The sequence below is a fragment of the Pseudomonas sp. SDO55104_S430 genome (assembly GCF_054070595.1).
Genome location: NZ_JBSVXG010000028.1, coordinates 32,314 through 44,127 on the forward strand (window position 1 = coordinate 32,314; position 11,814 = coordinate 44,127).

Genomic DNA, 11,814 nt, shown 5'->3' on the forward strand with positions numbered 1-11,814 from the left:
TCTGGGCATGAGTGCGTTCATTGCACGATGACCACGTCTTCGATGTCGGTACCGCCATTGGATGACGTCACCTTGACCTTGGCCGGCGGAATCGGCGAGATGCCGGTCGACAGCGATTTCACCGCGCCGTCGCCGCTCAGGGCGCCGATCGCGACACCGGTACCGGAGGTGACGGTGAGCACCGGAGGTGAAACTTCATCGCTGGTGGAGGCCACGACGGTGAGCTGCCCGGTGTGCAGGTTGTATTCAGCCTGGGAGATCACCACCAGGTCGGTCAGCGGCGAAGCCACCGTGGTCGGCGTGCTGCTGGGGATGGCCACATGGTTGTCGGCGATCAATGACAAGGTGCTCGGCAACGTCGGGTTGGTGGCGGACTGGGCGTACCAGTGGCCGGTGGTGTCGGCCTCGGTCAGGTTCAGTGCCGGGGTGTTGCTGGTCAGGGTCACGGTGGCCGGTGGTGGCGGGGCCATCACGAACACGTCCTGCTGGGCGACCGGTGCGCTGGCACCGGCCTTGCGCGAGTAAGTGCTGCGCTCGGCAATGATCGGAGTCGGGCGGGCCACGGTCGACAACTTGCCGGAGATGGCCATCACCGTCGTGCGCAGGTCGATCCCGCCAGGGCCTTCGATGCGGATGTAGTTGGTGTTGAACGGGCTGCCGGTGAAGGCTTCTTCCACGTTCGGGTCACCCACGAACTGTTCCGCCGCACCGGTAACCGGGTTGGTCTCGGTGTAAGGACCGTTAAGACTGCGCAGGAATGGGCCGAGGTCGCTCTTGAGTGCGCCGTCGTAGGTTTTCGGCGAGCCGATGCCGATATCGCGGGTCATGTTGATCGCGCGACGGCCGGGGGTATCGACGTTGAACACATCCACGCCGTAGGGGTGGGTAATGACATAGGTGCCGGCAACGGGCACGTCGACCCGAATACGGATCCGGCCAAAACTGACCTGATCACCCTCGACCGGATCTTCGGCGGCGAAGGCGGCTTCCAGTGCGCTGACGTAGGTCAGATCGATACCGCGGGCGGCGTCGACGATCGAACCGTCACCGGTAAACCAGAACGCTTCATCGGGAAAGTTGGTCGGGAAAACGATCGGCTGCGTGTCGTCGAAAATGCCGGGATTGGGATTCAAAAGGCACATGTAGGCTGGTGCGCCTGGAGCGCCTGCAACCCTGGAACTGACAGCTTTGGTCAGGCAAAGATCAAGGGTCCTTCCGTGGGTGTCCTGATACCAGGCAGCGAAGCCACCGGTGGCTGGCAGGTAAGGGCCGGTATCTACAGCGAACAACGCGGCTTGAGCAACGCCTTGGGCCAGGGCGGTCACAGCCAGTGCGATCGCGGTTTTGGACAGTAAAGGGTGCATGAGTATTCCCTCTATCAAAGTACCTGTCCCTTGAAATGGGTCAGTTGGCAGGTCTTCGGCAACTCCCATGCCAATTGCCGAATTCAGCCGCGAGAGGCCCGGCACACAGGCGTTGACCTGATGTTGGGGGACGGTTCCCCCAAATGTGGGAACGGGCCTTTTTCCCCATAATTGGGGGTAGGTGGGGGCTCAAGATGGGTGGGGGGAAAGTGGGGAATGTCCCCGCAGTCGGGCAAACTGCCAGCAGTGGGCTATAAAGCTATAGGGGCATTTGGGGAAAAGGCATTCATGACCACGCTGGCCAAGACACTGCAGTCGGACAAAGGTGATATCCGCTTGAGCACGCGCAAACAACCGTTCAATCTGCTGCGCTGGTTTTCCCTGATCAGCCTGGCGGTGATCGGCACTGTGGCTGTTGCTTTGGGCTCGGTGTCGACCAAATTCGTGATTACCGAAAGCGTGCAGCGTGATGCATTGCTGACCTCACAATTCATCCAGGCCATCGCTTCGGCCGAGGTGCGCCACGTGGCGATTCCCAATGTGCGGACCATGGGCGAACTGCTCGATCCGCGCAAGGACCGGGAATTTGCCGATGTCGACCCGCTGGCCCGGGCCAACGCCCGTGGCGAATTTCTCGACCACATCGAGCATTTGCCGGATGTGATCCTGGCCAATATCTATGCCCCCGACCGCATGGTGATCTGGTCCACCAACCCGGCCCTGATGGGCACCACGATTCATACCGACGAAGATCTCGACAAGGCCTTCTCCACCAAGACCCCGGTTTCAGCCAGCTATCACGATGTCGACAAGACGCGCATGGAGCAGAAATTTATCACCGCGCCGGAATACATCTTCATCGAAAACTACATTCCGTTGTTCGACATTGAAGGCAAGAACGTAGTGGCCATGGTCGAGATCTACAAGGAACCCAAGGACCTGATCAATCGCATGGAGCGTGGGCTGGTGCTGATCTGGGTGGCTACGGCGCTGGGCGGGGCGCTGATTTATTTCGGGCTGTACTGGATCGTGCGACGTGCGGCGATATTGCTGGCGACCCAGCAAAAACAGCTGATCACCAACGAAACCTTCGTCGCCCTGGGCGAGATGTCATCGGCCGTGGCCCACAGTTTGCGCAATCCTCTCGCGACCATTCGTTCGAGCGCAGAACTGGCGCTGGAATTCGACAGCGGCGCGGCGCACAAGAACATCAACGACATCATCGGTCAGGTCGACCGCATGTCGAAGTGGGTGCGCGAGTTGCTGCAGTCGTTGCGACCGCTCAATGACGAGGCCGAGTCGGTGAATCTGGTGGCTTCGCTGTACGACAGCCTGATGGCCTTTGAACAGCAGATCGCCAAGGGGCGGATCAATGTGGTGTTCGAGCCCAGGGAAACGCCCATGGTGGTCAGCCAGCAGGTACAGCTGACGCAGATCCTCAACAGCCTGCTGGCCAACGCGCTGGAGGCCATGGACGAAGGCGGCACGCTGACGATTGTCATGGCGCCGGCCCATGTTCAGGGCGTGGTGGTGGTCGTCAGCGACACCGGCAAAGGCATGACCAAAGAACAACGCAAAATGGCCTTCCGGCCGTTTTTCACCACCAAGCAGGGCGGGCTCGGTGTCGGGCTGGTCCTGGTCAAACGGATCATGGAGCGCTTTGGCGGCACCGTGACTCTCGACAGCCGTGAAGGCGAGGGCACCTCGGTGCGCCTGTCGTTCAAGCTGGTTTCCTGATCAGCGCTCGTCATCAACTTCCCCAAGTTAGGTGTGAACTTTCCCCGCTAGCGGGTGTCATTCCCCAGTCGCTGCTCCCGAGGCATGGCAAATTGATGTTGCTAAGCCACTGTTTTTCAAGCTTTCGGGACTTTGTAAAAATTAGTTACAAATTTGGCGAAGGATTTGCAAATCCCCCATCACCCCCTTCACGCATAGAGGCGGCAGGTGATGGACACAAAAGCGCGGTACCCCTCCAAGTGGTTGTTGACGCCCTTGAGCGTCGTCCTATCGATGACAATAAGCACAGGGATGCTGCGCGCTAGCCCGATCGACGATGAGCGACAGCCGGAGCCATCGGACCCTTCGGCCTACTACGACGAACCGGCTGATGAGCCCGCGGCACTGAATGCGATCCTCAGCATGCCGGAGGCCAACGAGGATTCTTTTGATCTGCCCGATGGCGTCAAAGGCACCCGCAACACCGAACGGGTGGAAAACCAGCTGCCTCCGTCGCAACAGACCAGCTTCAACTACCCCACCAACGGCAAGCCCAGCCCGCTGTATGGAGCCCTGCCGTTCACCCAGCAGATCATGCTGTTCGAGGAATTCGGGCCGGAAAAACTCGACCCCACCACGCCCGCGGCGCAACTGCCATTCCCGCCACCGGGGATCGGCCCGTTGCCCGCCCAGGACCCCAACAACGCGGCCCGCAGCGCACCGCCGGGCCTGGCGCTGGACAACTTCCTGCGTCAACCGGGGCTGACCCCGTTCCCCAGCCAGTTCTCCAACGCGGTGGACCGCAACCCGTGGCAGGCGCAGATCGAGATCTTCCTCAACCGCCATATCGGCTCGTCGGCCGAAGGTCGTCCACCAGGAAAAGGCTGGTCACATCAGCGCTGGAACGAGTTCTATCCGCAGAACGCCTACAAGACCGTACAGACCGGTGCGCGGACCAACGGCGGCTTGCGTGACGATCGGCAAATGCACCACTACGCCGTGGGCGAGTTCGGCCCCGGTGGCCTGTATCACAACGTCACGGGCGTACCGGCAACAGACGGCACCTCCAAGGGCGTGGAGATGCGCCTCCATCCGAAGATGCCGATCCAGAACCACAACTCGGTGTGGACCTTCGACGGCACTCTGCCGCCGAAACTGCTGATGGTCCGTTATGGCCAACCGCTGTTGATGCGTCACTACAACGCCCTGCCGATCGATCCGTCGGCCAACATGGGCTTTGGCCTGCACACCATCAGTACCCACGAACACAACGGTCACTCACCGGCGGAAAGCGACGGCTATGCCAACGCGTTTTTCTTCCCCGGGCAGTACTACGACTATCGCTGGCCGATGCAGCTTGCCGGGTACGACAGCATCAACACCAAGGCCGAAGATCCGCGCGCGGCATTCCCGTGCTCGCCGGGCGAAACCCTGTGGACCAACGACACGAGCCCGGGCCTGAAGACCTGCGATCACGGCACCATCAAGATCCGCGGCGACTGGCGCGAGACCATGAGCACCCACTGGTTCCACGACCACATGCTCGATTTCACCGCGCAGAACGTCTACAAGGGCAACGCGGCGATGATGAACTACTACAGCGCCCTGGACCGTGGCAACGAGTCGGTGAACGACGGCGTCAACCTGCGTTTCCCCAGCGGCAGCGCCTTGCCGTGGGGTAACCGCGACTACGACGTCAACCTGCTGTTCGCCGACAAGGCCTGGGATCAGAACGGCCAGTTGTGGTTCAACCCGTTCAACACCGACGGCTTCCTGGGTGATCAGGTGGTGGTCAACTGGGGCTGGAAACCGACCCTGGATGTGCGGGCCCGCAGCTATCGGTTCCGCATGCTCAACGGCTCGGTATCGCGCTACTTCAAGTTCGCTCTGGTACGGGAAATCAAGGGCACCAGCGGTGAGTTCCAGGGACCCAAAGGCTCAGGCGTGTCCTATGCCCGGGTGCCGTTCCACATGATCGCCAACGACGGCAACATCATGGAACACGCCGTGCCGTTCGACGGCACCATGGACCTGGACGCCGACGGCGACAAACAGAACCACAACGCGATCCTGCCGACCCAGGGCATCGCCGAGCGGTTCGACATCATCGTCAACTTCGCCAAAAACGGTATCCAGCCGGGGGACAAAATCTTCTTCGTCAACCTGCTGGCTCATGACGACGGCAAAGGCCCGAAAGAGCCGATTTCCCTGGCTGATGTGCTGTCGGAGAAATACCTGGCGGTGATCAAGCAGTCCAGCAAGGGACCGCAGTGGGACAAGGGCGATCCGGCGGTGGGCAAGGTGTTGCAACTCAACGTCAAGGCCTACACCGGACAGGACCTGTCCATGGACCCTTCGAAGTACGAACCGGCCAAACCCGGCAAGGCTGAAGGTCTGGTGATGATTCCGCTGAAGATACACCGCGACAACGCCGCCGACATGGCGCAACTGGCGACTGCCCGTCACCGCAGCTTCATCTTCGGCCGTTCCGACGGCACCGACGAAGCCCCCTGGACGGTCAAGACCGATGGCGGTTTCGGCTATCACATGGACCCACGTCGGTTGAACGCGGCCACCCAGCTGAAAACCGGTCCTACCGATGCCGGCACCACAGGCTTCGGCACCATGGAAGTGTGGAATATCAAGCTCGGCGGCAAGGGCTGGAGCCACCCGGTTCACGTGCACTTCGAAGAGGGGATCATCCTCAGTCGTGGCGGCAAGGCACCCCCTGAATGGGAAAAATGGGCGCGCAAGGACGTGTACCGCATCGGTTCGGAAAACGATGGCCTGGACAGCGTCGAAATGGCAATCAACTTCCGCGAGTTTGCCGGGACCTACATGGAGCACTGTCACAACACCCAGCATGAGGACAATTCGATGCTGCTGCGTTGGGACATTGAACACCCCGGTCAATTCCAGTTGATGCCGACACCGCTGCCAAGTTGGGATGGCGTGCGCTATGTGAGCTCTGCTGCACTGCCGACCTTCCGCTCCGGCGACGGTTCCGGCCCGAAAGTTGCTGTGAAGAAGTAAAACAAGAAAAAAATACACGGGAGGGTGTCGACATGAAGATGCATACGCCACGCACACGCGCCCTGGGCATGCACCTGATTCTGGTGTTGGTCACCGGTTTGCTGGCCAGCCGGCTGCTGATCGCCAACCCGGTGCCGTCGACACCCGCTCCCGCATCCGCCGAGGCCATTGCCACCGTAACGGCGGAAAAAACCGAAACCAGCGAATCCGCCACCCCCTGGGGTGGCGACTATTTCCCCAACACCTTGCTGACCGATCAGAACGGTCGGCAGGTGCATTTTTTCGATGACCTGATCAAGGACAAGGTGGTGGTGATCAACTTCATCTTCACCTCCTGCAGCGACTCCTGCCCGCTGGAAACCGCGCGGCTGCGCCAGGTGCAGAAGCTGCTCGGCGACCGAGTCGGCAAGGACATCTTTTTCTACTCCATCAGCATCGACCCCCTGAGCGATACCCCCGAGGTGCTCAAAGCCTATTCGCAACGCTTCCAGGTCGGCCCGGGCTGGCTGTTCCTCACCGGCGAATTCGCCGACGTCACGGAACTGCGCAAGAAGCTTGGCCTGTTCATCGAAGGCGTCGACAACGGCCGCAACAAGGACCACAACCTGAGCCTGATCGTCGGCAACCAGCAGACCGGTCGCTGGATGAAAGCCTCGCCGTTCGAAAATCCCTGGATCCTGGCCGATCAGTTGGCCAATACCTTGCATAACTGGAAACAGCAGAGTGTTGGCGAAAGCTATGCCGATGCTCCGGAGATCCGCCCGCCGAGCAATGGCGAGGAGCTGTTCCGCACCCGTTGCGCCTCGTGCCACAGCCTCGGGCCAACGGATGGGCAGGGCATCGGCATGCGCAGCATCGGTCCGGACCTGATCGGCGTGACCCTGCAGCGAGATCCGGCCTGGCTCAACCGCTGGATCCGCGAACCGGATCGCGTGTTGGCGGAAAAGGACCCGATCGCGATGGAGCTGTTCGAACGCTACAACAGGATTCCGATGCCCAACCTGCGCCTGGATGAGAAGTCCGCGCAATCGATCATCGAGTTCCTCCAGGAGGAAACCGAGCGGCAGCATCCAGCGAAAAATGCATTGACTGCCGAGAATGAAGAGCCCGAGCACCACCACGCCGTCGCAGCGCCCGGCAGCGCTCAGGGGCCGACGCAGATGCAATAGTGGCTAAATACTTTCATTGCGCCGCCCGTGTTGGTCAATGCCACCTACACTGAGGCGAAACACCGCTGAAAAGGCTTGTTGAACCGCGACCAGGACAGTTCCATGCAGACACTGGAAGAACAAAAAATACCTGCGTCGGAAACACCGGCAGCAGAGCAGATCAAGGGCTGGCGACCGCCGTTCAATCTGGTGCGCTGGTTCTCGTTGGCAAGCTTTTTCATCATCGCCGCCGTGGCGTTGGGGCTGGGGTACATTTCCACGCGTTTCGTGGTGGAAGAGAGTATCGAGCGTGATTCGATGTTGACCGCGCAATTCATCCAGGCCATCGGCGATGCGGAAATCCGCCACGCCGAGATCACCCCGTCCCGAACCATGGGGGAGATGCTCGATCCCCGAATGGACAACGACTACCCGGATGTCGAACCCGGTGCACGGGCCAATGCGCGCATCGAGTTTCTCGATCATGTGGAACACCTGCCGGACCTACTGCTGGCCAACGTCTATGCCCTGGATCGCACGGTGGTCTGGTCGACCAACCCCGAGCTGATCGGCGTGCGCATCCACGATGACGACGAACTGGACGAGTCCTTCGAAATGAAGGAGGCCGTGTCCACCAGCTATCACGAAATCGATGAGGAGCGTCCCGAACAGCGTCTGATGCATGAACCTCAATACCTGTTCATCGAGAACTACATCCCGATGTTCAACGCCGACAGAAGCAAAGTGGTCGCCATGGTGGAAATCTACAAGGAGCCGGCGGATCTGGTGGCGCGGATCCAGCGCGGGTTCAAGGCGATCTGGCTGGCGACCCTGCTGGGCGGGGCGGCGATTTATCTGGGACTGTTCTGGATCGTGCGTCGCGCCGCGTTGCTGCTGCAAAGTCAGCAAAAGCAACTGGTGGCCAACGAAACCTTTGTCGCCTTGGGCGAGATGTCTTCGGCGGTTGCCCACAGCCTCCGCAATCCGCTGGCCAATATCCGTTCCAGTGCCGAACTGGCCCAGGAAATCGCCAGCCAGCACGCGCAGAAAAATCTTGGCGACATCATCGGTCAGGTTGACCGCATGTCGCGCTGGGTACGGGAATTGCTTGTGTCATTGCGACCGGTCAATGACGAAGTCGATGAGGTGGATCTGGTGTTGGTCATCGAAGACACCCTGGGAGCGTTCGAGCCGCTGATCAGACGCTCGGATGTGCAAGTGCGTTTCACTCCCAAAAGCGTACCGCCGGTCGTCAGTCAAAAGGTGCTGCTGACGCAAATACTCAATAGCCTGTTTGCTAATTCGCTGGAGGCGATGCCCGCGGGAGGCGTATTGAGTATCGAGATTGAAACGCCTGCGCCAGACCGGGTGAGCATGATTCTCAATGACACCGGCAAGGGCATGACCAAGCAGCAGCAACAAATGGTCTTCAAGCCGTTCTACACCACCAAACAGGGAGGGTTGGGCGTAGGCCTGGCCCTGGTCAAACGGATAATGGAGCGTTTCGAAGGCTCGGTCGAACTGACCAGCCAGGAGCGGGAAGGAACTCGCGTTTGTTTGAATTTTAAAGTGGCAACGGGAGGGGAATATGGAACACAGCATACTGCTGGTCGAGGATGATGAACTCCTTGCCGAGAATATTCAGACTTACCTGGAGCGCAAGGACTTCGAGGTGACGGTCTGCCACTCGGCGGAAAACGCACTGGAGCAATTGAAGACTTTCGTTCCCGATGTGGTGCTGACCGACAACTCGTTGCCGGGCATGAGTGGTCACGACCTGATCCAGAAGCTGCGCGTCAGCGCGCCGGATCTGAAGGTGATCATGATGACCGGCTACGGCAACGTCGAAGACGCCGTGGTGGCGATGAAGGAAGGGGCTTTCCACTACGTGACCAAGCCGGTGGCGTTGCCGGAGCTCAAGGTGCTGCTGGACAAGGCCCTGGCCACCGACCGGATGGAGCGCACGCTGTCGTTCTATCAGGAACGCGAGGCACAGAAGTCCGGGGTTCAGGCGCTGATCGGCGATTCGGCACCGATGGTTTACCTCAAGAGCACCATCACTCAGTTGCTCGATGCCGAACGCCGCATGGCCAACACCGATCTGCCTCCCGTGCTGGTCGAAGGCGAGACCGGCACCGGCAAGGAACTGGTGGCCCGCGCCCTGCATTTCGACGGTCCGCGCGCCAAGGGTCCGTTCATTGAATTCAACTGCGCCTCGATTCCGCCCAATCTGGTGGAGGCCGAGTTGTTCGGTCACGAGAAAGGCGCGTTCACCGATGCCAAGGAGCGTCGCCTGGGCCTGGTGGAAGCGGCCGATGGCGGCACGCTGTTCCTTGACGAAGTGGGCGAGATGGACCTGCTGCTTCAGGCCAAGCTGCTCAAGCTGCTGGAAGACCGCAGCATTCGCCGGGTCGGTTCGGTCAAGGAGCGCAAGGTCGACCTGCGGGTGATCAGTGCCACCAACTGCAACCTCGAACAGATGGTGTTGCAAGGCAAGTTCCGCCGCGATCTGTTCTTCCGCCTGCGCATCATTTCGATCAAGGTGCCGCGCCTGTACGCCCGTGGCGAAGACGTGCTGTTGCTGGCCCGCCACTTCCTCGCGGCCCACGGCAAACGTTATGGCAAACCCAACCTGCGTTTCAGCGAGCAGGCCGAAGAGTTGCTGCTCAACTACAGCTGGCCGGGCAACGTGCGCGAGTTGCGCAACATGCTCGAGCAGACCGTATTGCTGGCGCAGAGCGATGTGATCGCGGCCCATCAACTGAACGTGTGCATGAGCCTGGTGGACGAGCCGCCGATGTTCCAGCATGAAGTGCCCGCTGCAGAGCCACGCCCGGCCTACAACGGCACCGAGTCGATGAACCTGCCGGAAGTCGAGCGCGACATGGTGCGCAAAATGCTCGACAAAACCGACTGGAACGTCACCAAGTCGGCGCGACTGCTGGGCCTGAGCCGCGACATGCTGCGCTACCGGATCGAGAAACTCGGGCTGGCTCGGCCGGACAAGCGGCAGTGGTAGAGGCCTGCGGGGCTGGCAGCTTCGAGCTTCGAGCTTCGAGCTTGCGGCTTAAAGCTTGTAGCCTGTGGCTGCGGCGCAGCCGCCCTCACAACGTGGGGATCTTTCCTCTGAGGCAAGACAGCGTGCAGGCCGGGTTTTCGACTTCCTGGTTCACGTAGACACCGCGCTCTTCGTCATAGGTCCGGATGAAAACGCGTACGGTGGCATCGGCCACCGTGGGCAGTTGGGAGTCGGAAAACACGTGCTCGCTGGACACCGGCGTGAACGTCTGGGGCGAAGTCGGGATGTACGCGCCCGGCGGTATGGTGCTCAGAGAAGGCGGGGCAGGGTGGGCGAAAGGCTGGTCGGCCCCGTAATAGTTGAATTCACTGCTCGATTGCTCGGTTTGCATCAGGCTGTCATCGGCCTGTGCCCAGGTGGCGGCGGTCAGGCAAAGGGCAAGCATCAGCGATTGTTTAATCGTGTTCATGGCAGCACCTGCGGCATCGGTTTTCGCGCGTATCCCCAAGGTGATTAACTATAGCGCGCCTTGGCTGACCTCGACCTGTAGCTGCCAGCTGCTACAGTCAGTCGCTTCAAACAGCAGATGGAACGTGCAATGGAAATGCCGACTAAAGAACAGGCCATCGCCAGCAACCGCGATGCTTGGAACGACTCCGCTCGCCACCACAAAGACAATCCTGATTGGCCAGTTCTGCTGAACGCTGTGGCCCAGCGGGACTTTTCCTGTCTTGATGACACCTTGACCAAGGTTCTGAACGAGGTCGGCGTGGACGGCAAGGAGGTGGTGCAACTGGGCTGCAACAATGGCCGGGAAAGCCTCTCCCTGTTTGCCCTGGGCGCGCGGCATGTGGTCGGCGTCGACCAGTCCGCGGCGTTTCTCGACCAGGCGCGGGAACTGGCATCGCGCTCACCTCATCAGCCTGAATTCATCGAGACCGATATCCATCATTTACCGCCTGCCTTGCAGGGGCGTTTCGATGTGGCGTTGATCACCATTGGCGTCTTGGGCTGGATGCCGGACATTGCCGAGTTCTTCCGCCATGTGGCGAAGGTGCTTAAGCCGGGCGGAGCGCTGGTGATGTACGAAACCCATCCCTTTCTGGAGATGTTCGACCCCGAAGCCGCCGACCCCTTCGCCCTGGCCAGCTCCTATTTCCGCCGCGAGCCCTTTGTGCAGACCGAACCCATCGTCTATGAAGGCAAGGTTGAACAGCAGGCCGCAGCGTCGTACTGGTTCGTCCACACCCTTGGGGATCTCTTCGGCGGCGCCATCGCGGCGGGGTTGAACATCCGCCATTTCCAGGAATACCCGCACTCAAACCGCGAAGAACTGTACGACCGCTATGAACAGCGGGAGGCGCAGTTGCCGATGTGTTTTACCTTGGTGGCGGTGCGTTGACAGCCATCTGTGACCCACCCAAAACCCTGTGGGAGGTGTTCCAGGATCTTTTGATCGCCGCTAAACCTTGTAGGAGCGAGGCTTGCCCGCGAAGAGGCCAGCACACCCAACACCCACGTCGCCAAACCTGAA

General features: G+C 60.4%; 8 protein-coding genes. 6 read left to right on the plus strand and 2 right to left on the minus strand.

The window, feature by feature from the left end; genetic code table 11:
* Window positions 1–17 precede the first annotated feature (17 nt).
* A complete protein-coding gene (locus ACW9JE_RS08060) occupies window positions 18–1,364 on the minus strand; it encodes a hypothetical protein (RefSeq protein WP_457432441.1) in 1,347 nt (448 codons plus the stop codon).
* 288 nt (window positions 1,365–1,652) lie between these two features.
* Between ACW9JE_RS08060 and ACW9JE_RS08065 the strand changes: the two genes are divergently transcribed.
* The 5 genes from ACW9JE_RS08065 (at window position 1,653) to ACW9JE_RS08085 (ending at window position 10,280) form a co-directional block, all read left to right on the plus strand.
* Window positions 1,653–3,101, plus strand: a complete 1,449-nt coding sequence (locus tag ACW9JE_RS08065) for a sensor histidine kinase (RefSeq protein WP_457432442.1) — start codon at window positions 1,653–1,655, stop codon at window positions 3,099–3,101.
* Between the two features lie 210 nt (window positions 3,102–3,311).
* The gene (locus ACW9JE_RS08070; RefSeq protein ID WP_457432443.1) at window positions 3,312–6,113 is read left to right on the plus strand and encodes a multicopper oxidase domain-containing protein; all 2,802 of its coding nucleotides are present in this window, start codon (window positions 3,312–3,314) and stop codon (window positions 6,111–6,113) included.
* Between the two features lie 32 nt (window positions 6,114–6,145).
* Window positions 6,146–7,282 carry an SCO family protein gene (locus ACW9JE_RS08075; RefSeq protein WP_457432444.1) on the plus strand — a complete coding sequence of 379 codons (1,137 nt, stop codon included), beginning with the start codon at window positions 6,146–6,148 and terminating at the stop codon, window positions 7,280–7,282.
* Between the two features lie 102 nt (window positions 7,283–7,384).
* Window positions 7,385–8,881: a sensor histidine kinase gene (locus ACW9JE_RS08080; RefSeq protein WP_457432445.1), complete on the plus strand. Its 1,497-nt coding sequence runs from the start codon at window positions 7,385–7,387 to the stop codon at window positions 8,879–8,881.
* Complete coding sequence (locus ACW9JE_RS08085; protein ID WP_224535082.1) at window positions 8,850–10,280, plus strand: sigma-54-dependent transcriptional regulator; 1,431 nt, start codon at window positions 8,850–8,852, stop codon at window positions 10,278–10,280. The genes ACW9JE_RS08080 and ACW9JE_RS08085 overlap by 32 nt, the downstream gene beginning before the upstream one ends.
* A gap of 85 nt (window positions 10,281–10,365) precedes the next feature.
* On the opposite strand, the gene ACW9JE_RS08090 is transcribed toward ACW9JE_RS08085, so the two are convergent.
* Window positions 10,366–10,749 carry a hypothetical protein gene (locus ACW9JE_RS08090; protein WP_224535080.1) on the minus strand — a complete coding sequence of 128 codons (384 nt, stop codon included), beginning with the start codon at window positions 10,747–10,749 and terminating at the stop codon, window positions 10,366–10,368.
* 129 nt (window positions 10,750–10,878) lie between these two features.
* Here ACW9JE_RS08090 and ACW9JE_RS08095 point away from each other — a divergent pair, with 129 nt between their 5' ends.
* Complete coding sequence (locus ACW9JE_RS08095) at window positions 10,879–11,682, plus strand: class I SAM-dependent methyltransferase (RefSeq protein ID WP_457432446.1); 804 nt, start codon at window positions 10,879–10,881, stop codon at window positions 11,680–11,682.
* The last annotated feature ends 132 nt before the right edge of the window (window positions 11,683–11,814 follow it).

Bases quoted from the DNA above. Each gene is read 5' to 3' on its own strand.
- ACW9JE_RS08060 (WP_457432441.1), bottom strand. From the start codon at position 1,364: ATGCACCCTTTACTGTCCAAAACCGCGATCGCACTGGCTGTGACCGCC.
- ACW9JE_RS08065 (WP_457432442.1), top strand. From the start codon at position 1,653: ATGACCACGCTGGCCAAGACACTGCAGTCGGACAAAGGTGATATCCGC.
- ACW9JE_RS08070 (WP_457432443.1), top strand. From the start codon at position 3,312: ATGGACACAAAAGCGCGGTACCCCTCCAAGTGGTTGTTGACGCCCTTG.
- ACW9JE_RS08075 (WP_457432444.1), top strand. From the start codon at position 6,146: ATGAAGATGCATACGCCACGCACACGCGCCCTGGGCATGCACCTGATT.
- ACW9JE_RS08080 (WP_457432445.1), top strand. From the start codon at position 7,385: ATGCAGACACTGGAAGAACAAAAAATACCTGCGTCGGAAACACCGGCA.
- ACW9JE_RS08085 (WP_224535082.1), top strand. From the start codon at position 8,850: ATGGAACACAGCATACTGCTGGTCGAGGATGATGAACTCCTTGCCGAG.
- ACW9JE_RS08090 (WP_224535080.1), bottom strand. From the start codon at position 10,749: ATGAACACGATTAAACAATCGCTGATGCTTGCCCTTTGCCTGACCGCC.
- ACW9JE_RS08095 (WP_457432446.1), top strand. From the start codon at position 10,879: ATGGAAATGCCGACTAAAGAACAGGCCATCGCCAGCAACCGCGATGCT.